The organism is Leeuwenhoekiella nanhaiensis (assembly GCF_002744755.1).
GTDB lineage: Bacteria > Bacteroidota > Bacteroidia > Flavobacteriales > Flavobacteriaceae > Leeuwenhoekiella > Leeuwenhoekiella nanhaiensis.
Map to the genome: position 1 here is coordinate 432,525 of NZ_KZ319289.1, position 22,598 is coordinate 455,122.

At 44.2% G+C, this 22,598-nt stretch carries 19 protein-coding genes and 2 riboswitches; of the genes, 16 read left to right on the forward strand and 3 right to left on the reverse strand.

Features of this window, described 5'->3' with window-relative positions; all coding sequences use genetic code 11:
• Positions 1-122 precede the first annotated feature (122 nt).
• Positions 123-230: riboswitch (SAM riboswitch) on the forward strand.
• A gap of 121 nt (positions 231-351) precedes the next feature.
• The 13 genes from CJ305_RS08490 to CJ305_RS08550 all read left to right on the forward strand — a co-directional run bounded on the left by CJ305_RS08490 (position 352) and on the right by CJ305_RS08550 (position 15,393).
• Positions 352-1,644, forward strand: a complete 1,293-nt coding sequence (locus CJ305_RS08490; RefSeq protein WP_099645827.1) for an O-acetylhomoserine aminocarboxypropyltransferase/cysteine synthase family protein — start codon at positions 352-354, stop codon at positions 1,642-1,644.
• 57 nt (positions 1,645-1,701) lie between these two features.
• On the forward strand, positions 1,702-5,085 hold the full coding sequence (thrA, locus tag CJ305_RS08495; RefSeq protein ID WP_099645828.1) for a bifunctional aspartate kinase/homoserine dehydrogenase I: 3,384 nt from the start codon (positions 1,702-1,704) through the stop codon (positions 5,083-5,085).
• A gap of 75 nt (positions 5,086-5,160) precedes the next feature.
• The gene (locus CJ305_RS08500; RefSeq protein ID WP_099645829.1) at positions 5,161-5,583 is read left to right on the forward strand and encodes an OsmC family protein; all 423 of its coding nucleotides are present in this window, start codon (positions 5,161-5,163) and stop codon (positions 5,581-5,583) included.
• A gap of 313 nt (positions 5,584-5,896) precedes the next feature.
• On the forward strand, positions 5,897-7,063 hold the full coding sequence (locus CJ305_RS08505) for a trans-sulfuration enzyme family protein (RefSeq protein ID WP_099645830.1): 1,167 nt from the start codon (positions 5,897-5,899) through the stop codon (positions 7,061-7,063).
• A gap of 29 nt (positions 7,064-7,092) precedes the next feature.
• Positions 7,093-7,503, forward strand: coding sequence for an RrF2 family transcriptional regulator (locus tag CJ305_RS08510; RefSeq protein WP_099645831.1), 411 nt, complete (start codon positions 7,093-7,095; stop codon positions 7,501-7,503).
• A gap of 157 nt (positions 7,504-7,660) precedes the next feature.
• The gene (locus tag CJ305_RS08515) at positions 7,661-7,933 is read left to right on the forward strand and encodes a DUF2061 domain-containing protein (protein WP_099645832.1); all 273 of its coding nucleotides are present in this window, start codon (positions 7,661-7,663) and stop codon (positions 7,931-7,933) included.
• On the forward strand, positions 7,933-8,556 hold the full coding sequence (locus CJ305_RS08520) for a phosphoadenosine phosphosulfate reductase domain-containing protein (protein WP_099645833.1): 624 nt from the start codon (positions 7,933-7,935) through the stop codon (positions 8,554-8,556). The genes CJ305_RS08515 and CJ305_RS08520 overlap by 1 nt, the downstream gene beginning before the upstream one ends.
• A gap of 11 nt (positions 8,557-8,567) precedes the next feature.
• Positions 8,568-9,467: a sulfate adenylyltransferase subunit CysD gene (cysD, locus tag CJ305_RS08525; RefSeq protein ID WP_099645834.1), complete on the forward strand. Its 900-nt coding sequence runs from the start codon at positions 8,568-8,570 to the stop codon at positions 9,465-9,467.
• A 53-nt stretch (positions 9,468-9,520) separates the two neighbouring features.
• Positions 9,521-10,765 carry a sulfate adenylyltransferase subunit 1 gene (locus CJ305_RS08530; RefSeq protein WP_099645835.1) on the forward strand — a complete coding sequence of 415 codons (1,245 nt, stop codon included), beginning with the start codon at positions 9,521-9,523 and terminating at the stop codon, positions 10,763-10,765.
• Between the two features lie 103 nt (positions 10,766-10,868).
• Positions 10,869-12,962, forward strand: coding sequence for a nitrite/sulfite reductase (locus CJ305_RS08535; RefSeq protein WP_099645836.1), 2,094 nt, complete (start codon positions 10,869-10,871; stop codon positions 12,960-12,962).
• A complete protein-coding gene (cobA, locus tag CJ305_RS08540) occupies positions 12,955-13,713 on the forward strand; it encodes a uroporphyrinogen-III C-methyltransferase (protein WP_189319410.1) in 759 nt (252 codons plus the stop codon). Before CJ305_RS08535 ends, cobA begins: the two co-directional genes overlap by 8 nt.
• 1 nt (position 13,714) lies before the next feature.
• Entirely contained in the window at positions 13,715-14,299 is a 585-nt protein-coding gene (locus CJ305_RS08545) for a precorrin-2 dehydrogenase/sirohydrochlorin ferrochelatase family protein (RefSeq protein WP_099645838.1), read from the forward strand.
• Positions 14,300-14,337: 38 nt separating this feature from the next.
• On the forward strand, positions 14,338-15,393 hold the full coding sequence (locus tag CJ305_RS08550) for an NAD(P)/FAD-dependent oxidoreductase (RefSeq protein WP_099645839.1): 1,056 nt from the start codon (positions 14,338-14,340) through the stop codon (positions 15,391-15,393).
• On the opposite strand, the gene CJ305_RS08555 is transcribed toward CJ305_RS08550, so the two are convergent.
• Genes CJ305_RS08555 through CJ305_RS08565 form a run of 3 tightly spaced genes read right to left on the reverse strand, consistent with a single transcriptional unit; the run spans position 15,390 to position 17,232 of the window.
• Positions 15,390-15,770 carry a response regulator gene (locus CJ305_RS08555; RefSeq protein ID WP_223248838.1) on the reverse strand — a complete coding sequence of 127 codons (381 nt, stop codon included), beginning with the start codon at positions 15,768-15,770 and terminating at the stop codon, positions 15,390-15,392. The genes CJ305_RS08550 and CJ305_RS08555 overlap by 4 nt on opposite strands.
• The gene (locus CJ305_RS08560) at positions 15,763-16,632 is read right to left on the reverse strand and encodes a phytochrome family protein (protein WP_099645840.1); all 870 of its coding nucleotides are present in this window, start codon (positions 16,630-16,632) and stop codon (positions 15,763-15,765) included. The genes CJ305_RS08555 and CJ305_RS08560 overlap by 8 nt, the downstream gene beginning before the upstream one ends.
• A 15-nt stretch (positions 16,633-16,647) precedes the next feature.
• Complete coding sequence (locus CJ305_RS08565) at positions 16,648-17,232, reverse strand: carboxymuconolactone decarboxylase family protein (RefSeq protein ID WP_099645841.1); 585 nt, start codon at positions 17,230-17,232, stop codon at positions 16,648-16,650.
• A 248-nt stretch (positions 17,233-17,480) separates the two neighbouring features.
• Positions 17,481-17,582, forward strand: a riboswitch (SAM riboswitch).
• A 121-nt stretch (positions 17,583-17,703) separates the two neighbouring features.
• Between CJ305_RS08565 and CJ305_RS08570 the strand changes: the two genes are divergently transcribed.
• The 3 genes from CJ305_RS08570 to metF all read left to right on the forward strand — a co-directional run bounded on the left by CJ305_RS08570 (position 17,704) and on the right by metF (position 22,585).
• On the forward strand, positions 17,704-18,726 hold the full coding sequence (locus CJ305_RS08570; RefSeq protein WP_189319411.1) for a homocysteine S-methyltransferase family protein: 1,023 nt from the start codon (positions 17,704-17,706) through the stop codon (positions 18,724-18,726).
• A 9-nt stretch (positions 18,727-18,735) separates the two neighbouring features.
• The gene (metH, locus tag CJ305_RS08575) at positions 18,736-21,465 is read left to right on the forward strand and encodes a methionine synthase (RefSeq protein ID WP_099645842.1); all 2,730 of its coding nucleotides are present in this window, start codon (positions 18,736-18,738) and stop codon (positions 21,463-21,465) included.
• Positions 21,466-21,628: 163 nt separating this feature from the next.
• Positions 21,629-22,585 (forward strand): methylenetetrahydrofolate reductase [NAD(P)H], encoded by a 957-nt coding sequence (metF, locus tag CJ305_RS08580; RefSeq protein ID WP_099645843.1) that lies wholly within the window; start codon positions 21,629-21,631, stop codon positions 22,583-22,585.
• Positions 22,586-22,598 lie beyond the last annotated feature (13 nt).

A 22,598-nucleotide genomic window follows, 5' to 3' on the forward strand; every position in this document is an offset into this window, starting at 1 on the left:
ACAAAACGCATGCTGCTATCTTGTGAAAAATTTACGTTTCCTAAAATTTCCCTGTTTTTGTTTGGATATCTATAAAAGGTTTTGCAATCTTTGTCGCTCACAAAGTTCAGACTTTTACTGAAATGTTATCAAGAAAGGCGGAGGGATTAGACCCTGTGAAGCCTTAGCAACCCTTCCCCCGGGATGAAGGTGCTACATTCTACAACAGCGCAGCTGATGATAGATAACTAACGAGTCATTTTTCTAGAAATGACTTTACTAATTTCTTAATAACATTTTTCTTGTAAATGATGCCGAAGGCCGGCAGCAGACTTTGGGTTTAATTTATTTTCAACTCAAAAAAACAGAAAAATGAGTACACACCAATTTTCGACTCAGGCGCTACACGCCGGTCACGACACCACAGTTAACGGCGGTACCCGCGCGGTGCCTATTTACCAAACCACCAGCTACGTTTTTAACGACTCAGATCACGCGGCGGGTTTATTTAACCTGTCGCAGCCGGGTTACATTTACACCCGTTTAAACAATCCCACAAACGATATTCTTGAGCAACGTCTGGCTGCTCTTGAGGGCGGTATCGGTGCGGTGGTGACCGCTTCAGGAACAGCGGCGATCAACACCGCCCTGCTTACCCTATTGCGTGCAGGGGATCACATTGTGGCTTCCAGCAGTTTGTATGGTGGAACCTACAATTTACTTAGCGTGACGCTTCCGCGATTTGGGATCACCACGACTTTTGTGGACCCTTCAGAGGCTTCTAATTTTAAAAACGCGGTACAGGAGAACACCCGTGCGGTTTTCGTAGAATCTTTAGGTAACCCAAAATTAGACGTACTGGATCTCGAAGCAATTTCCGCTGTCGCGAAAGAAAGCCGCGTTCCACTTATTGTAGACAACACCGTCGCTACCCCCGCTTTGCTGAACCCTATCAAACACGGGGCGAATATTGTGATTCACTCCTTAACCAAATACATCAACGGCAACGGAACCTCATTAGGCGGCGTTATCATTGATGCCGGTACCTTTGACTGGTCTAGCGGGAAGTTTCCGGAGTTTACCGAGCCTTCTGCCGGTTACCATGGTTTGGTGTATCACGAGGCTTTAGGGCCCGCGGCTTTTATCGCGAAAGTGCGGGTTGAAGGTTTACGCGATCACGGTGCAGCATTGAGTCCGTTTAACGCGTTTCAGATCATTCAGGGATTAGAGACGCTGACGATACGCATCAAGCAACACAGTGAGAATGCTTTAGCCCTGGCCGAATGGCTCGAAGCTCAGCCCGAAGTAACCTGGGTAAACTATCCCGGCCTGAAGAGCAGTGCGTATTATGATTTGGCTCAAAAATACTTATCTAAAGGACAAAGTGGTATCGTGACTTTTGGTCTGAAGAGCGGCTTTGAAGGCGCAAAAACCGTAGCCGATAAAACGCAGATTTTTTCCCTTCTGGCAAATATTGGGGATATCAAATCCTTAATTATTCATCCCGCGAGCACCACGCATCAGCAATTGCCTGACGAGGCGCAGGAATCAACTGGTGTGACTAAAGATTTGATCCGTCTTTCGGTAGGTCTGGAAGATGTTGAAGATTTAAAAAATGATTTAAAAGCAGCTTTTGCACAGATTAAACAAACGGCAAATGCTTAAAATTTAGAAACAGCCTTTGGGTAACCGAAGGCTGTTTTTCAAATAAATATCCCTAAAATGTTACACAAACTGAACCTTCCCGGGTTTAAGACCTTATCCGGTTTTCAACTGGACCTGCCACTCAGCTACGAGACTTTTGGTCAGCAACTGGGCACGGCGCCGGTGATTTTGGTCAATCACGCCCTTACCGGAAATTCGCACGTAAGCGGTCCTGACGGCTGGTGGAATGAAATTATAGGTGACGATAAATGCATCGACACCCGCAAATACAGCATCCTGTCTTTTAATATTCCCGGTAACGGCTATGACGGTTTTTTAATCGAAAACTATAAAGATTTTGTTGCACAGGATGTCGCGCGAGCTTTTTTAGAAGGCCTTAAAGCTCTCGAGATTACAGAGCTTTTTGCCATTATTGGTGGTTCACTGGGGGGTGGTATCGCCTGGGAAATGGTGACCCAGCAACCGGCGATTACACAGCATTTGATTCCTGTGGCCTCCGATTGGAAATCAACCGACTGGCTTATTGCCAACTGCCAGATTCAGGAGCAGATTCTCAAAAACTCCTCGCAGCCCGTACACGACGCGCGTATGCACGCGATGCTTTGCTATCGCACACCGGAATCGTTTAAGAGTAAATTTCAGCGCAGCACTAATGAGGACCTCAATATCTTTAATGTGGAAAGCTGGCTCGATCATCACGGCCATAAGTTGAAAGACCGTTTTCAGCTTTCGGCGTATAGGTTGATGAATCAATTGCTGAAAACCATAGATGTCACCCGTGGCCGCGAAGGTTTTAATGAAATCCTGAGTCAGGTTGAAGCCAATATTCATATCATCGGGGTAGATTCTGATCTGTTTTTCACGCCTGCCGAAAACCGCGAGACTTACAAGCAGTTGGCTCAGGTTAAAAATAATGTGACCTATGGCGAAATCAATTCGGTACACGGGCACGATGCCTTTTTAATCGAATTTGAACAGCTTGAGCAACTGCTGTATCCTGTTTTTAGAGCCGATAGTGCAAAGCTGAAAATTCTCAAATTTGGCGGAAAATCACTCGCAAACGGAAACGGCCTTGACACGGTTTTGAATATTATTAAAACCAAAGTTGATACCGGTGAGCGCATCGCTGTAGTGCTTTCGGCACGTGGTGGCGCGACCGATGAATTGGAAGCCATTCTGGAAGCAGCAGCTTCCGGACTTGAGTTTCAGCATCAGTTTGAAGCCTTTAAAAGCTATCAACAAAGTGATTTTGATGTTGACCTTTCTGAAGAGTTCAGTGAGCTGAAGCGTTTGTTTGAAGGTGTGGCGCTTTTAGGCGATTACAGCAAGAAAGTAAAAGATGAAATCCTTTCTTACGGCGAATTGATTTCGGTGAAAACCGTAACCCATCTGCTGCAAAAACAAGGCGTCAAAGCCCATTTTGCCGATTCGCGTAAGCTTATTACCACCAACGGCACTTTTGGTAATGCTCAGCCCAATGACAAGCGCTCCAAAGAGCAGGTGGTGAAGCATTTCGCCAAATACAACGGCGATACCGTAAACATTGTGACCGGTTTTATCGCCAGTAATGAAAACAACCAGACCACAACTTTGGGTCGTAATGGCAGTAATTACACAGCTTCGCTACTGGCCAATTATCTGGATGCGGGCGAACTACAGAATTACACCCATGTTGACGGTATTTTTACCGCCAACCCCGATCTGGTGCCCGATGCTCAGAAGATTGAACGCTTGACCTATAGTGAGGCAAACGAACTCGCGAATTTTGGGACATCGGTGTTGCACGCCAAGACCATTATTCCGTTGATTGAAAAGAATATTCCATTACGCATTCTCAATACTTTTAAGGCCGATGATGCCGGGACCCTGATCACTGCGCAAACCGAGCAGGAAGGGATTAAGTCGCTTTCGGTGCTTAGCGAGATGGCCCTGATCAATCTGGAAGGTCGCGGCCTGCTGGGTAAAGTAGGGGTTGATGCCCGTATTTTTAGAGCTTTGGGCAATAGCGGCGTGAATGTAAGCATCATCGCTCAGGGTTCGTCAGAACGTGGTATTGGTCTGGTGGTGGAAGCCAAACAGGCGCAATTGGCGATTTCTTCGCTGCGTTTTGAGTTTGAAGCCGATTTCCAAAGTCAGGATGTCAACCGCATCGAGATTATTGATGAAGTTGCGGTAATTTCCATCATTGGGCAGGATCTGAGCAGCTTCCATAAACCGTATAGTGAGCTCATCAAAAACGGGATTGTTCCGTTGTTGTTTAACAATACGGTGACGGGCAAAAACGTGAGTGTGGTGGTGCGCAAACCCCAATTGACCAAAGCCCTTAATGTGGTGCACGGCGAGATTTTTGGCATTGCCAAAAAAATAAACATAGCCATTTTTGGCCAGGGTCTGGTGGGCGGTACGCTTATCGACCAGATTGTAGCTTCGGCGGCCAGCATTCAGGAACGCAAAGGCATTGCGCTTAATATTTTCGCGGTAGCAAATTCTAAAAACGTGTTGCTTAACAAATACGGCGCTACAGAAAACTGGAAAACAGTTTTTGAAAGTAAGGCGCAGGAAGGCGGTGTGGCTGCGGTTATTGCTTTCGCGAAAGCGAATCACCTTGCAAACCTGATCGCGATTGACAATACGGCAAGTGCAACTTTTATTCAGAATTATCTGGAGCTCGCTAAAAATGGATTCGACCTCGTTTCTTCCAACAAAATCGCGAATACTGTTGGTTTTGATTTTTACCAAAAGCTGCGTTGTGTTTTGGATGAAAACAACAAGCGTTACCTGTATGAAACCAATGTGGGTGCAGGATTACCGCTGATTGATACCATTCGTCTGTTGCATCTTTCAGGAGATAACATTACCCGAATCAAAGGGGTTTTCAGCGGTTCGTTGAGTTATTTGTTCAATACCTTTTCGGTTGAAGACCAGTCCTTTTCAGAAGTCCTGCAGCAGGCGATTGATAAAGGCTTTACAGAGCCTGACCCGCGTGAGGATCTTGGTGGAAATGATGTGGGGCGCAAACTGTTAATTCTTGCCCGCGAACTCGACTTACACAAAGAGTTTAGCGATGTGCAGATCGAAAACCTGATTCCTGAAAATTTGCGAGAAGGAGCAGCTTCAGACTTTTTAGGAAGGCTGAAAGAGCTCGATTCGGTTTTTGAAGCGCGTAAAAAAGCCCTGAAAGAGGGTGAGGTTTTGCGATATGTTGGCGACCTTTACGGCGATTTATCTCAGGAAGACGGCGGAACCCTCGAGGTGAAGCTGGTGACGGTTTCTAAAAATTCGGCCCTGGGTCAGGTTAAAGGAAGCGACAGTATTTTTGAGATTTATACCGAGTCGTATGGCGAGAATCCGCTGGTGATTCAGGGAGCCGGGGCAGGAGCCGCGGTAACCGCACGAGGGGTTTTTGGCGATATACTCAAACTCGCAGAGCGGAATAGTTAAACGTATTCTTTATTGTTATTATCATTATTTATTTAGTGCCAATAGAAATAACAATAAGAATAAAAGTAATAAAATATGAAAGTAACACTCGAACGTAAAAACAAAGATTACCTGTTTGAAGCTAAAGGAGCTTCGGGTAATCCGGTGATGATAGATAATAAAACCGGAGATGTGGTTCAGGGCAGCAGCCCTATGGAACTGCTCTTGATGGGAGTAGGCGGTTGCAGTGCGATTGATATCATTTCGATCTTAAAAAAGCAAAAGCTGGAGATTGATTCCTACCACGTGGAAGTGGAGGGTGATCGTATTGAAGTAGGTGGAGCAAAACCCTTTAATGCGATGCGCGTTCACGTGTATCTGGAAGGCGACATCCCGCCGGCAAAGGCCCTGCGCGCCGCCCAACTGAGTTTTGAAAAATATTGTTCGGTTTCTATTACGCTTCAGGCGAGTGTAAACGTGACCTATAAGGTTTTTCTGAACGGGGAAGAAGTGGAATAGACCTTAGATCTGAGACGTGAGATTTTAGAGCAGAGACTAAAGATCTAAGACTTTAGATTTAAGAAAAAAATGTAAAAAGTAAGTGGTAAGAAGTGACAGGTGGAAAGTTGAAAGTCAGTAAGCAGTCGCAATTGGCAGTCTCAGTTGCAGGTTAAAAGTAATAAACGATTCCACTATTAACCTTTTTTAAATCTTACGAAAACCGAAAACCGAAAACCGAAAACCAAACTCAAAAACACCAGATTTTAGACAACGCATTTGAGCAAGATAATCCGTCTCAAATCTTACGTCTAAAGTCTAACATCTAAATACAATGAGTAAACATTTTGAAACCGAAGCAATACGCACCCAATTAAACCGAAGTGAGTTTTTAGAGCACTCTGTGCCTTTGTTTCTGACTTCGAGTTTTATTTTTGAAGATGCCGAAGATATGCGGGCTTCATTTACCGAAGAAAAAGAGCGGAATATTTATAGTCGGTTTACCAATCCTAATACCAGCGAGTTTGTAGAAAAAATCTGCAAGATGGAAGGTGCAGAAACCGGATATGCTTTTGCAACCGGAATGGCTGCCGTGTTTTCGACTTTTGCGGCTTTGTTGGATAGCGGCGATCATATCGTTTCGGCGCGTTCGGTTTTTGGTTCTACGCATACCTTGTTTACCAAGTTTTTGCCCAAGTGGAATATTGAAACTTCGTATTTCAAGGTAGATGAGGTTGATAAAGTAGAAAGCCTCATCAAGCCTGAAACCAAAATTCTTTATGTGGAATCCCCTACCAATCCGGGTTGTGACGTGTTGGATCTGGAGCATTTGGGTAATCTGGCTAAAAAGCATAACCTCATATTTGTGGTAGATAACTGTTTTGCCACACCCTATTTACAGCAACCTATCAAATTTGGAGCAGATATCGTGATCCATTCGGCAACCAAGATGATCGATGGGCAGGGTCGCGTTTTGGGCGGAGTAAGCGTAGGTCGCGCCGATTTGATACGCGAAATTTATTTGTTCTCCAGAAACACAGGTCCGGCGTTATCGCCTTTTAATGCCTGGGTACTTTCTAAAAGTCTGGAAACCCTGCACGTACGAGCAGACCGGCATTGCGAGAATGCGCTCAAGGTAGCCGAGTTTTTAGAAGCGCACGACAAGGTTAATTTTGTTAAATATCCATTCCTGAAATCGCACCCCCAATACGAAGTGGCCAAAAAACAAATGCGACACGGCGGAAACATTGTAGCCTTTGAAGTTAAAGGCGGAATCGATGCGGGACGCAAATTCTTAAATTCGATTAAAATGTGTTCGTTATCTGCAAATCTGGGCGATACCCGTACGATTGTGACGCATCCGGCTTCTACCACACATAGTAAACTTGCCGAGGAAGATCGTCTTGAAGTAGGTATTACCGATGGCCTGGTACGTTGTTCGGTAGGTTTGGAGCACGTAGAAGATGTCATCGCAGATCTGGAGCAGGCGCTAAACGCTTAGGTTTCTAAGTTTTTGCCTACTTTTAAGCCGTGTTATCCAAGAAAACTAAATACGGTCTCAAAGCGCTTACCTATGTAGCCAAGCATCAGGGTGAAGATCCTGTGCAGATAGGTGCCATTGCCAAAAGCGAAAACATTTCCCAGAAATTTCTCGAAAGCATTATGCTCACCCTGCGTAAAGCCGGGTTTTTAGGAAGCCGAAAAGGAAAAGGCGGCGGGTATTATTTACGCCGGCAACCCGAGGATATCAAAATGGTTGAGGTGATGCGGGTGCTTGAAGGGCCGGTATCTATGGTTCCGTGCGTGAGTCTTAATTTCTACGAAAAGTGCGACGATTGTCCTGATGAGACTACCTGTTCGGTACACGTACTCATGGCGCAGTTACGCGACAGCAACCTGGCTGTTCTCAATAAGAATACCCTGGCCGACCTTATCGAGTAATGGTTGACAAATTCGGAATAATTGCTTCATTTTCTAAAAATCACTTAAAAATTTAAAAATAACTGCCAAAAGATTTGGTCACTAAGAAGGCACACAATACTTTTGCTTCTAAATCCTAGTAATCCGATAGGATTTAAATAAAAATAGATATTCGGTTATGATTTTAGATCAGGTATATAGTCCAACAAAGACAGAAGAGACTCCAAAGGTCTCTTATAAAAAAGATACAACTTCAGAAAAGCCGCTGCGCAGCATCGTTAAATCAATAAGCTGGAGAATTGTGGGAACCATTGATACGGTTTTGATATCGTGGATCATCACAGGGACGCTGGCTCTTGCGTTTTCGATTGGAGCAGTAGAGCTGGTGACTAAAATGGCCCTGTACTTTTTTCATGAGCGTATCTGGAATACAATAAACTGGGGTAGATAATGAGTTATTCAGCAGCAGAATTAGAACAATTAAACGCAGATCTTCGGGAGAAATCACCGGTCGAGATTGCACATTGGGCGGTGGCGCAAGCTAAAAATCCTATAGTGACTACCAATTTCAGACCTTACGAGGCGGCAATTTTATTTGCAGCTACTCAAGCCAAACCAGAAATACCGGTTGTTTGGTGCGATACCGGTTATAATACACCCAATACCTATCGTCATGCAGAAGAAGTAATCGCATTGCTTCAGCTTCACATTGATCTTTACGTGCCTCAGCAAACCGCAGCACACCGCGATGTAGTAATGGGAATCCCGCAAATTGACGATCCAAGACATAAGGTTTTCACCGAACAAGTAAAACTGGAGCCTTTCAAACGGGCGATGGCAAATCATAAACCCGATGTTTGGTTTACAAACCTTCGCAAAGGTCAGACAGCGCATCGCGATAACCTTGATATCTTAAGTCAGGGTGCTGACGGAGTGCTTAAAGTGAGTCCGTTTTACTACTGGAGCGACGCCCAATTAGATACTTTTTTGGCAGAGCATAATTTGCCAAACGAACATAAATACTTTGATCCGACCAAAGTGTTGGAAAACCGGGAGTGTGGTTTACACGCCTAAAACCAATTGAGATGAGTACGATTTTAAAAACAAATGCATTAGAGAGCGAGGCGATTTACATCTTTAGAGAAGTAGTTGCCCAGTTTGAGAATCCGGTTTTGCTTTTTTCGGGTGGAAAAGACAGCATCACACTGGTGCGTTTGGCACAAAAAGCATTTTACCCTGCCAAGATTCCTTTTCCACTATTGCATGTGGATACAGGGCATAACTTCCCGGAAACTATAGAGTTTCGTGACAAACTGGTTGAGGAATTAGGATTGAATCTGATTGTACGCCATGTGCAGGATGCTATTGATGAAGGTAAGGTAACTGAAGAAACCGGGAAATATTCAAGCCGAAATATGCTTCAAACCACCACGCTTTTAGATGCGATTGAAGAATTTAAGTTTGACGCCTGTATTGGCGGTGCCCGTCGCGATGAAGAGAAGGCGAGAGCCAAGGAGCGTATCTTTTCAGTACGTGATGATTTTGGTCAGTGGGATGAAAAAAACCAGCGTCCGGAATTATTCGACCTGCTTAACGGGAAGATTGAAATCGGTCAGAATGTACGGGTTTTCCCAATTTCGAACTGGACCGAACTGGATGTATGGAGTTACATCGAGAAAGAAAAAATCGAAATTCCTTCGATCTACTTTTCGCATAAGCGCAAAACCTTTGTACGCGATGGTCTGATCTGGAGTGCTTCAAAATATGTGTACCGCGAGGAAGATGAGGAAGTACTGGAGCGTATTGTACGTTTCAGAACTGTGGGCGATATGACCTGTACCGCAGCTGTAGAGTCTGAAGCAGATACCATTGCGCGCATTGTGAGTGAGATCAAAACCTCTACTATTTCAGAGCGAGGTGCTCGTATAGATGACAAGCGCTCTGAAGCAGCAATGGAAAAACGCAAGCAACAGGGATATTTCTAGGTCCTCGAGACGACACCTTCAATAATAATAGTAATAGCAATACGAAGAATAACGTGGAAGTTCTAAAAATAGCAACAGCAGGAAGTGTAGATGATGGTAAAAGTACCTTGATAGGACGCTTGCTTTACGATACGAAGTCATTAACAGATGATAAGCTTGAGGCCATTGAGCGCAACAGCAAAAAGAAGGGTTATGATTATCTGGATTTTTCGCTGGCAACAGACGGTCTTGTGGCCGAGCGCGAGCAGGGGATTACAATAGATGTAGCGCATATTTATTTTTCGACCAGGAAGAAAAGTTACATCATTGCCGACACTCCGGGTCACGTAGAATATACCCGTAATATGGTTACAGGAGCTTCTCAGGCGCAGGCATCCATAATTTTGATCGATGCCCGAAAAGGAGTTATAGAGCAAACCTACCGTCATTTCTTTATCAATAATTTACTGCGGGTTAAGCATGTAATTGTTGCGGTCAATAAAATGGATTTGGTAGATTATGACCAAAGCGTTTTTGAAAACATAAAAACCGATTTTGAAAAGCTGAATGCCCAAAGCAGTTATGCCGAGCAGGAAGTGACGTTCATTCCTATTAGCGCCCTAAAAGGGGATAATGTTGCGCAGAAATCGGATACTATGCCGTGGTTTAAAGGCGAAAGCGTACTCGATTATCTGGAAGCTTTAAAGCCCGGACAGGAAGAACAGACAGCCGCGCGTTTCCCGGTGCAAACTGTAATCAGACCAAAGCAGGATGAATTTCATGACTATCGCGGTTATGCCGGAAAAATCTACGGAAGCAGTTTAAAAGTAGGCGATGCAGTGACGGTTTTACCTTCTTTAACTTCTTCGAAAATCAAGACTATTGAGTTTTTTGATCAAAAGTATGATGAAGCGGTAGCCGGGAGTTCGGTGACCATCACGTTAGAAGATGACATCAACATCACTAGAGGCGATGTTTTGGTGAAGTCTGATGAAGTGCCACAATCCTCAAAATCACTCACGGCAGCTGTTTGCTGGATGGATGGTAAAGCGCTGGTTCCGGGAGCGAAATATGAAATTCAACACAATACTAACCGTATTCTTGCTAAAATTGACAGTGTAGAAAGTGTCATCGCTACAGATTATTCGGGTGAAGACAGCTCTAAGAATCAATTAACGCTGAATGAAATAGGAAAGGTGAATTTTAAACTGAGTAAAAACCTTTTTTACGATACCTATGCCGATAACAAGGCAGGCGGTTCATTTATATTAATCGACACGCAAAGCAACACCACAGCCGGCGTTGGTTTTATAGGTTAACAATTAAAATTAGGAGTATTGCCAAACACTTTGGATGCTCTTTTATAATAATCCTATTATTTCTATAGGATTAAAATAATTAAGAATTAAAAAATAACAAGCTATGCAAAGCTTCAGAACAGAAATAGAAAACCCCGTTGTAGAACGCGATATTATTGAGCTTGAAAGAAAGATCAAGCTCTTTAAAGACGGAAAGATTGATGAGGAGCGCTTTAGAAGCCTGCGTTTAGCACGCGGTGTTTACGGTCAGCGTCAGGAAGGGGTACAAATGGTGCGCATCAAATTGCCTTACGGTAAGGTGACCAGCGATCAGCTGTTGCGTATCGCAGATGTTTCTGATGAGTATTCCAAAGGGCGTTTACACATCACCACCCGTCAGGATATTCAGATTCACTATGTGAGTCTCGACCGTACTCCTGAGCTTTGGGCCGAATTGGAAAAAAATGATGTGACCCTTCGCGAGGCCTGTGGTAACACGGTGCGTAACGTGACCGCCAGTGAAGATAGCGGGATCAATCCTGATGAGGCTTTTGACGCAACACCTTATGCACACGCTACCTTTCAGTTTTTTCTGCGAAATCCGGTTTGTCAGGAAATGGGGCGAAAGTTTAAAATGTCGTTTTCATCAACCGATGAGGACTCGGCTTTGGCATTCATCCACGATTTGGGCTTTATTCCAAAAATCAAAGATGGCGAACGCGGCTTTAAAGTAATGTTGGGCGGTGGTCTGGGTTCGCAGCCACGCCACGCAGATGTATTAACCGAATTTTTACCGGTTAATCAGCTCATCCCGACTATTGAAGGGGTGCTTCGGGTGTTTGACCGTCATGGGGAACGCTCCAGACGTTTAAAAGCGCGTATGAAATTTCTTATCAAAGATTTGGGGCAGGAAGGCTTTATGCAATTGGTGGAAGAAGAGCGAAAAGCATTGGCTTATAAAACGTATGAGATTGATACCGCAGATTTTGATGTGGCTCCAAAAGCTCCGTTAGCCGTAGCTCCGCAGGTTACTATAGAAGATATCAAAGCTTATGAAACCTGGAAAGCGACCAATGTGTTTAAGCAAAAACAGGAAGGTCTTGTTGCTATTGGGATTCGCGTAAAACTGGGAGACTTTTATACCAAAGAAGCACGCGCTTTGGCGGGTCTGATTAAGAAATATGGTGGGGATGAGATGCGTCTTACCCTGCGTCAAAATATACTGTTAAGACATATACCGGAAGGGGCATTGCCTTTCTTTTACTCACAACTAGCCAGCCTCGGCTTTGCCCGCCCGGGATATGAAACCACAACAGACATAACTGCGTGCCCCGGTACAGACACCTGTAACTTAGGGATTGCAAGTAGTACCGGCATCGCAGTTAAACTTGAAGAAGTGCTCGAGGCGGAATATCCTCAGTACTTAAACAACAAAGACATAACTATTAAAATCAGCGGGTGCATGAACGCCTGCGGTCAGCACAATATGGCGCACATAGGCTTCCAGGGAATGTCTGTGCGTACGCCTGAGAAACTGGTTGCTCCTGCATTGCAGGTGCTTTTAGGCGGTGGCGTTTTGGGTAATGGCGAAGGTCGTTTTGCAGACAAAGTGATCAAAATCCCCAGTAAGAGAGGACCCGAGGCTTTGCGTGCGATTTTAGACGATTTCAAAGAAAACGCCGGTAATCTGGATTTTTTGAGTTATTACGACGAAAAAGGGCAGCGGTATTTTTACGATTTTCTAAAACCACTTTCCGATACCGATAATCTGGTGGAGTCTGACTTTGTAGATTGGGGGAATGATGAAAAATACATTCAGGAAGTGGGTGTGGGTGAGTGCGCCGGTGTCGTGATCGATTTGGTTCAAACACTTTTACTGGAAGCCAAAGACAAACTGGGCAGCGCCATCGAGGCTTTTGAAGAGCAAAAATGGTCAGACAGTATTTACCACACCTATGCAGGGCTGGTAAATGGAGCTAAAGCCATCTTACTTTCTGAAGACGTAAAAACAAATACCCAGGCCAATATCATTGCGGAGTTTGATAACACCTTTGGTGAAAACAAAACACTTCTGGCAGAAACTTCGTTTGCTGATTTGGTTTACCAAATTCAAAAAAACGAGCCTACACAAGAGTTTGCTGAAGCCTATTTAGCTGATGCAAACGCATTTTTTAACCGTGTGGATGCATTCCGCAAAAAACAACTCGCTCATGCTTAAGAATCCAAAATTAACTGTAGTAGGAGCAGGACCCGGCGATGTGGAATTGTTTACGTTGAAGGGGGTTAAAGCCTTGCAAAGTGCAGACGTGGTTTTGTATGACGCGCTGGTAAATCCCGAGCTGTTAGAATATGCCGCTGATGCCGAGCTCATTTTTGTAGGAAAACGCAAAGGTTGCTATGCGTATCAGCAGGAGCAAATCAACGATCTCATTATCTCACGAGCTAAAAGTCACGGTCACGTGGTGCGTTTAAAAGGTGGAGACCCGTTTATTTTCGGGCGCGGTGCAGAAGAGATGGAGATCGCAGCCGAAGCAGGAATTGAAGCTGCAGTTGTTCCGGGAATTTCTTCATCACTCGCGGTACCGGCTTACCAGAATATTCCGTTGACCAAAAGGGGCAGTTCTGAAAGTTTTTGGGTAATTACGGGAACCACCCGTGCACATAAACTTTCAGAAGATGTAAAACTTGCAGCGCAATCCTCGGCCACCGTCGTTATTTTAATGGGGATGAGCAAGCTTGCGGAGATTACGGCATGCTTTCGCGAAAGCGGAAAAAACAACACGCCGGTTGCCATTATTCAAAATGGTACAACGCCCGAAGAACGCATTGGAGTAGGCACCATTGACAGTATTGAAGAAGTGGTGCAAGAGTTAAAGCTTACTAACCCATCAATTATCGTTATTGGTGAGGTGGTGCGCCATCGCGAGCAATTGCTTAACTTGCAAAATAAAATGGCATACGCTTCCTAAAATGTCGCAGGAAACCAACACACTTTATCCGGTTTTTCTCAAAGTTCGCAATTTGCAGGTGCTTATTGTGGGTGGTGGTAACGTCGCGCTTGAAAAACTTACGTTTTTGACCAAGTCGAGTCCGGATGCGGTGGTAGAAATGGTGGCCCCGTATTTTAGAGAAGAAACTCTGGAGCGCGCTAAGCAATACAACGTTAAAATAACCAAAAGAAGGTTTAGAAAGTCGATGCTGAAGAAGCGTCACATTGTGATAGCAACTACAGACAGCCCCAAGGTAAACAAACGCGTTTATGAGCTGGCGCGAAAGCGTTTTTTGCTCTGCAACATTGCCGACGTGCCTGAACTTTGTGATTTTTATATGGGTGGAATTGTGACCAAGGGAAATGTCAAGATTGCGATCTCGACTAACGGAAAGTCACCCACTACCGCAAAACGACTGCGGCAGTTTTTTGAAGAAGTAATACCGGATAATATTGATGATCTGGTACAGAATTTAAATGAATACCGAAAAACCATAAAAGGGGATTTTGAAGAGAAAGTAGAAACCCTGAATGAGTTTACCAAAGGATTGATCAATAAGAATTAAGAGTAGAATGAGGAGCTAAGGCTCAAAGAATAGAACAGATGATAAAGACAGATATTTTAATTATTGGAGCAGGCCCTACCGGGTTATTCACCGTTTTTGAAGCAGGATTATTGAAGCTGAAATGTCACATTATTGATGCGCTGGCGCAGCCCGGTGGTCAGTTGGCTGAGATTTATCCTAAGAAGCCTATTTATGATATTCCCGGTTTTCCTGAAGTGATGGCTGGTGAGCTTGTAGATAACTTACTTGAGCAAGGAAAGCAGTTTCAGCCCGGTTTTACATTGGGTGAGCGTGCAGAGACTATCGAAAAGCAGGAAGACGGTAGTTTTATCGTAACCACAAATAAAGGCACGCAGCATCACGCGCCTGTGGTAGCAATTGCGGGTGGTTTGGGAAGTTTTGAGCCGCGTAAGCCGCTTATTCCAAATATTCACCAGTTTGAAGACAAGGGTGTCGCCTATATGATTAAAGATCCTGAAGTGTACCGCGGAAAAAAAGTGGTTATTGCAGGTGGTGGTGATTCAGCATTGGACTGGAGTATTTTCCTGGCTGATGTGGCTGATGAAGTTACACTCATTCACCGTAGAAACGAATTTAGAGGAGCGCTTGATTCTGTTGAAAAAGTGCGTGAATTAAAAATGCTTGGCAAAATTAATCTTGTGACTCCGGCAGAAGTTGTAGGTCTTGCGGGTAATGATGAGCTTGAACAGGTTGTGGTAGAACACGCAGATAAATCACAAAGCACTCTTGAAGCGGATGCGTTTATTCCTTTATTTGGGCTTTCGCCTAAATTAGGTCCCATCGCAGACTGGGGTCTTGAGATCGAAAAGAATGCGATCAAGGTTGATAACTCGTTAGACTATCAGACAAACATTCCCGGTGTATTTGCAATAGGTGATGTTAACACCTATCCCGGAAAATTAAAACTGATTTTGTGTGGTTTCCACGAAGCTACAATGATGTGTCAGTCGGCATATCAAATCATCAATCCCGGTAAGCGCTATGTGATGAAGTATACCACTGTGAGCGGTATTGACGGTTTTGACGGAACGCGAAAAGAAGCTGAAAAAGCAGTAGTGCAGGCTATTAACTAGCAGGCAGGACGCAATTTATTTTTAAGGTCCAGAATTGTATTCTTGTTGAGCGGTTTTATTAAAAAATCAATCACCTGATTATAATTCTGGGCCTTTTCTTTGTCTAAATCGCTCGTACTCGAGGTTACGATTACCACCCGGGTCTGATTGTCTTTCTCTTTTAAAGCGTCCAGAAAACTCCACCCGTTTATTTCAGGCATATTTAAATCCAAAAAAATGAGATCGGGTTTTTCCTTCTCCAGCTCAGAAAGAGCCGCACCTGGCAAGGTGTAGTCAATAATGCTTTCAGCAAAATCAGTAACTTCAATAAGTTTTTTGTTGATGAAATTGGCCATTTTTTGATCATCAACCAGCATTATTTTTAGCAGCTTAGTCATACCCATTTTCGGTTAAATTAGCATTCGAGGCGGTTTGTTCACTCTGGTTTACAACTTGTTTACAAACCAAATCCAGTTCGAGTGCTGCTTCTTTAAGTTTGGGAAATATAATCCTGCGCAAATCTGCATCGCTATACAAGTCAGCAATTTCCAGAAAGCCCAGAATACGTGTTAAAGGTTCTCTCAGATTGTGAGCATTCAGTTTCGAAAGTTCGAGTAATTTTTTGTTTTTATAACGCAATTCTTCGGTTCTCTGCGAAATAATATCCTGTTGATTATTGTTGATCTGTTCAATTTCAGTATTCTTCAGTTCAATCTGCGTGATAGCATCTTTTAGGCGTAGATTTTTGGTGGTCAACTGCTGACCCAGATAGATTTGAAAATACCTCGAGGTGATGTTATCAACCAACAGGTTGAGGATTTCCATATCACTGTGGTTAAAGCTTTCGGTATCATCTGAAATTAAGGAAAAACAAATTTCCCGTTCGCCTGATGTCGTATGCCAGCCCCATAATTTTGGGGTATTCCAGTTTTCGTAAAGAGGCAAAGCATAACCGGGTAAATCGGTTGTGTTGAGCGCTCTCAAAAGAGGGATTTTTACCAGAAACAGTTCCTTTTCGTAATCGAGTAATTCATCACCGTCTACGATCTTTGGCTCTTTCGATTTAAGGAATGTAAAACTTACAGCAGTTTCGTTTTTAAAAAGCATAACAATCCTAAGCATCCTGAAATTAAACAAATACTTAAGATGCCTGTTGGCAACCGTTCCAAGCTCTTCAAGCGATTCTACTTTGCTGAGACTGCCCGATAACTTGGAAAATGCCTCGTAGGTAATGCGATACTTGGCTGAAGATAGATTCACAGGAATGTAAAGGTTTTAAGCCTGGGCTTCCATCAATTCGTTATCAATCTTAATCCCCGAAACATCAGCAAGGGTATTCAGCATATTAACCAGATCAGCCTGAGCCATCAGTTCCTGAATTTCAGACTCGTCAAAGCCTGCATCGCTCAATGCTTTAAAATCTTCATCGTTGATCTGATTAGAATGCAAGGCTGCTTTGGTAACCACTTTAATAGCGGTTCTAAAGCTTTCAGGAATCATAGGGCTGTCCAGGTTTTCGGTCACTCTAAAGTTAGCCGTCTCATTTACCAGATTGCTCATACTGTCTGCAAAAATACCGTGAGCTTCGGCACAGTAGGAGCAATTGCGTTTTTTAGAAACATTGTAAATAATGAGTTGCTTTAAAACGTTAGGCACATTACCCTGCATTAGGGTAGCTTTTAATTTAGCCCAATTTCCGGCCAGCAAAATAGGGTTCGATCCCTGGCATTTGAACCAGTTGAGCACAAATGGGATTTGTAGCGTGCGCTTTGTGTCATCATAAATTTCTTTTACGGCATCAGAGGCATTCTCATAATCCACAATTGGAAATCTAGATTCCTGATAAGTAGTGTTTTGCATAGACAAATAGTTGTGTTTTGTTATAAAAATGGGGACTACAAAATTAACTTAATTAATCAAATATACAACTCTGTAAATCAGTCAATTGATTTTTTTACAAGTATATCTTTGTGTTTTTCGTCTGTATATATTGCCATTTATCTAAAAATAGAAGTGGTGTTTTTTCGATTGTTTAAACATTAATCCCTTAAAATTTGGGTATTCTCCCGTTGTTTTTTAATCTTTGCAGTCCAGTTCATTATTTAATGCAGTTATCAAGAAAGGCAGAGGGATTAGACCCGATGAAGCCTTAGCAACCCTCCTCCCGGAGAAGGTGCTACATTCTACTCATATGTTGAGATAGATAACAAAAAACGAGTCCTACGAACTCCCTTTTTGCCTTCTTAATAACTTAATTTTGCGCTTTGTTTTGCGCGGATTTAGCTATGCTTAAAATCGCCAGGGCAAGAAGTGAGCTTCTAGAAATTGATTATGAGTAAAGACACATTATATAAGGCTTTAAAAGAGCGAATTTTGGTATTGGATGGCGCTATGGGAACGATGTTGCAGCGCTACAAGTTTACTGAGGAAGACTTTAGGGGAGAGCGGTTTAAAGACTGGCCCAGCCCTGTACAGGGTAATAACGATATGTTGAGTATCACCCAGCCCAAAGCGATTGCAGAGGTACATGCCAAATATTTTGACGCAGGCGCAGATATCGTAGAGACTAATACCTTTAGCGGCACCACCATTGCAATGGCAGATTACGGAATGCAGGATTTTGTATACGAACTGAACTACGAGTCGGCTAAAATCGCTAAAAAAGTAGCTCAGGAATTTACAGAGAAAGAACCCAAAAAACCCCGTTTTGTAGCCGGTGCCATGGGGCCTACCAATAAAACCGCGAGCATGTCCCCAGACGTTAACGATCCCGGTTTTCGGGCAATTTCGTTTGACGAATTACGCATAGCCTATAAGCAACAGGCCGAGGCGCTGCTAGATGGTGGCGTTGATATTCTTTTAGTAGAAACCATTTTTGATACGCTTAACGCGAAAGCTGCCCTTTTTGCTATTGAAGAGGTGAAAGACGAGCGTGGTATTGAGGTGCCCGTGATGGTAAGCGGTACGATTACCGATGCTTCCGGAAGAACACTTTCCGGTCAAACGGCAGAGGCTTTCCTGATTTCCATAGGCCATATGCCTTTGCTTTCTGTAGGTTTTAACTGTGCTCTGGGCGCAAATCAGCTAACTCCGTATCTTGAAGTGGTTTCATCCAAATCAGACTTTGCAATTTCAGCGTATCCCAACGCCGGTTTACCTAACGCTTTTGGAGAATATGACGAGACCGCAGAAGAAATGGCAGCTCAAATAAAAACCTACCTCGATAAACAGCTTATCAATATTGTAGGCGGCTGTTGCGGTACCACACCAGAACACATCAAAGCCATTGCAGATCTTGTCAAAGACTATAAACCCAGACCATTGCCCGCATTAGAACAAACGGCAGCTTTATAAAAACCAGTTATGAGTACTACTGTACAGGCAGCTAAGCATACTAAAAACTTCAGGCCCCTTAAATTAAGCGGACTTGAGCCTTTGGTCATCACTCCCGAAAGCAATTTTGTGAATGTGGGGGAGCGAACCAATGTGGCAGGGTCACGCCGGTTTTTGAGATTGATTAATGAAGAAAAATTTGACGAGGCACTCGCGATTGCCCGCGATCAGGTAGAAGGCGGTGCGCAAATCATTGACGTCAATATGGACGATGGTCTTATTGACGGTAAAAAAGCGATGGTCAACTTCCTAAACTTGATTGCCGCCGAACCCGATATTGCCCGGGTGCCCATTATGATAGACAGTTCGAAGTGGGAAATCATCGAGGCGGGTTTACAGGTCGTGCAGGGTAAGTGTGTGGTAAATTCTATCAGTTTGAAGGAAGGCGAAGCCGAATTCATAAACCATGCTAAAAAGATAAAGCGTTATGGTGCTGCCGTAATCGTGATGGCGTTTGACGAAGTGGGTCAGGCAGACAACTACGAGCGCCGTATTGAGATTGTAAAGCGCAGTTATGATATACTGGTCAATCAGGTACATTTTCCTCCTGAGGACATCATCTTTGACCTGAATATTTTTCCCGTTGCTACCGGGATGGAGGAGCACCGGCGCAATGCTATCGATTTCATCGAAGCCACTCGCTGGGTGAAAGAAAACCTGCCTCACGCTCATGTGAGCGGTGGGGTGAGTAATGTTTCGTTTAGTTTCCGTGGAAATGATACCGTACGCGAAGCCATGCACTCGGTATTTCTGTATCATGCCATAAAGGCCGGGATGAATATCGGGATTGTAAATCCAACGATGCTTGAGGTATATGACGACATCCCGAAAGATTTGTTGGAGCACGTTGAAGACGTGATTCTGGATCGTAGGGATGACGCAACTGAACGCCTGCTTGATTTTGCCGAAACGGTAAAAGGTAGCGCCAAGGAAAAAACGGTTGACCTTTCATGGCGTGAAGAATCACTTCAGGACCGTATTACACGAGCTTTGGTTAAAGGTATTGACACCTATATTTTGGAAGATGTAGAGGAAGCCCGGCAGGCTTCAGAAAAGCCGCTGCACGTGATTGAAGGGCATTTGATGACCGGTATGAATGTGGTAGGCGATCTGTTTGGGGATGGAAAAATGTTCCTGCCTCAGGTGGTGAAATCGGCACGGGTAATGAAAAAGGCTGTGGCTTATCTGCTTCCGTACATTGAAGAAGAGAAACGCCTTAATCCGCCCCCCGCATCTGAAAAAGCCAAGTCAAATCTCGTTCTTATGGCAACGGTAAAAGGGGATGTGCATGACATCGGTAAAAATATTGTTAGCGTGGTTTTGGCCTGTAACAACTATGAGATTATAGACATGGGCGTAATGGTGCCGCCTGAGAAGATAATCGCAACCGCCAAGGAACGCAATGTAGATATCATAGGCCTTAGCGGACTCATAACACCATCACTGGATGAGATGGTTTTCCTGGCGAAAGAAATGAAGCGTCAGGACTTTACCGTGCCTTTGCTCATAGGCGGTGCTACCACCAGTAAGGCGCACACGGCCGTGAAGATTGACCCGGAATATCCGGAAGCGGTGGTTCACGTAAATGACGCGTCCCGCGCAGTGACTGTGGTGGGCGATTTGCTTAATCCGGAAACCAGACTGAAGTATAAAGCAGATATCAAACAGGATTATGCCTTGTTTCGGGAGCGTTTTTTAACCCGTGGTAAAAAACGCGACTTTTTAACGCTGGCGCAGGCACGCGAGAATAAATGGAAGCTTGAATGGGATGCTTTTGAAGCTTTTAAACCCAACGAGCCCGGCATACAGGTAATCGAAGATTTTGAGTTGGATAAACTGGTTGATTATATAGACTGGTCACCGTTTTTCCGCAGCTGGGATTTGCATGGTAAATATCCTGACATTCTCGAAGATGAGGTTGTAGGCGAGCAGGCACGCGAACTTTTTGCTGACGCGAAAGCGATTCTTAAAAAGATTTTAGACGAAAAGTTGCTGACCGCGAAAGCCGTTTTTGGTCTTTTTGAAGCCAACACTGTAAACGACGACGATATTGAGGTGGTCACTTCGGGCGCAGGCGAGAAGCAGGAGAAATTCATCTTTAGAACCTTACGCCAGCAAAGTAAAAAAGCTTCGGGTAAACCGAATATCGCTTTGGCTGATTTCATCGCGCCCAAAGAAACCGGGAAAACCGATTATATGGGTTGTTTTTGCGTTACTGCAGGTTTTGGTACTCAGGAATTGGCCGAAAAATACGAAGCCGAGCACGATGATTACAACAGCATAATGGTAAAAGCTCTGGCAGACCGTCTGGCAGAAGCTTTCGCCGAATACCTGCACGAGCGTGTGCGCAAGCAACATTGGGGCTATGCAAGCGATGAGGAGTTGTCTAATGACGAACTCATCAAGGAGGCGTATAAAGGCATCAGGCCGGCACCGGGTTATCCCGCCTGCCCCGACCATCTGGAAAAACTAACCATTTGGGATGTGCTCGATGTTAAAGAACGCATAGGTGTTGAATTGACTGAAAGTCTTGCGATGTGGCCGGCTGCTTCGGTAAGCGGGTATTATTTTGCACATCCGGAGGCGCGTTATTTTGGTTTGGGTAAAATCAAAATGGATCAGGTTGAAGATTTCGCAAAGCGGAAAGATATCGAAGTGCGCACCGCTGAAAAGTGGTTAAACCCGAATATCGCAGATTAAAAGCGCCAGGGATAGCAGTGAAAATCCCGCAGTAAGCCGGAGCGTAGCGTAGGCTTACGAGGAATTGAAACGGATAGCCCGACCCGCAGGGAGGCGCCCAAAAATTGAAAACATTGTTTAATTAAAATACCCAGCGAATTGCCTTAACGGGCTTGGGGGCATTATGAAAATTACAGATCACATAAAACAGGCAAACGGTAAAACCCTTTTTTCTTTTGAATTGATACCGCCGCGCAAAGGCCGGAGCATTCAGGAATTGTATGATAATATTGATCCGTTGATGGAGTTTAAACCTCCGTTCATTGATGTGACGACTTCGCGTGAGGAGTTTGTATATATCGAGAAAGAAGACGGTCTGCTCGATAAAAAAATCACGCGTATGCGCCCCGGAACTCTGGGTATTTGTGCGTCGATAAAGCATAAATACGATGTGGATACCGTGCCGCACGTGCTTTGTGGCGGGTTTACCAAAGAAGAAACCGAATACCTGCTGGTAGATTGTCATTATCTGGGTATTCACAATGTGATGGCTTTGCGCGGTGATGCTATGAAAGAGCAGCAGTATTTTGAACCTACCAAAGGCGGACACGAATATGCACTGGGACTGGTAGAGCAGATTGCCGATATGAACAAAGGCCGCTACCTCAATAATGTAATTGAAACTTCAGACTGTTCTGATTTTTGCATTGGTGTCGCCGGTTACCCGGAGAAGCATCTGGAAGCTCCTTCTTTAAAAACCGATTTAAAGCGCCTCATTCAAAAAGTGGAAGCTGGTGCCGATTATGTGGTGACCCAAATGTTTTTTGATAATAAAAAGTACTTCGAGTTTGTTGACATGGTGCGCGCTGAAGGAATTGATATCCCAATTATACCGGGAATTAAACCCATCGCGGTTAAACGCCATTTGCAGCTCTTGCCTCAGGTGTTTAAAATTGACTTACCACAGGATCTCATTGATGCTGTTGATGCCTGCAAAAACAACAATGACGTGCGTCAGGTAGGTATTGAATGGGCGATACAGCAATCCCGCGAATTGATGGAAGGTGGCGCGCCGGTATTGCACTATTATTCGATGGGGAAAAGCGACAACATCCAGGCTATTGCCGCCGAACTTTTTTAAAACCGCCTTCGGG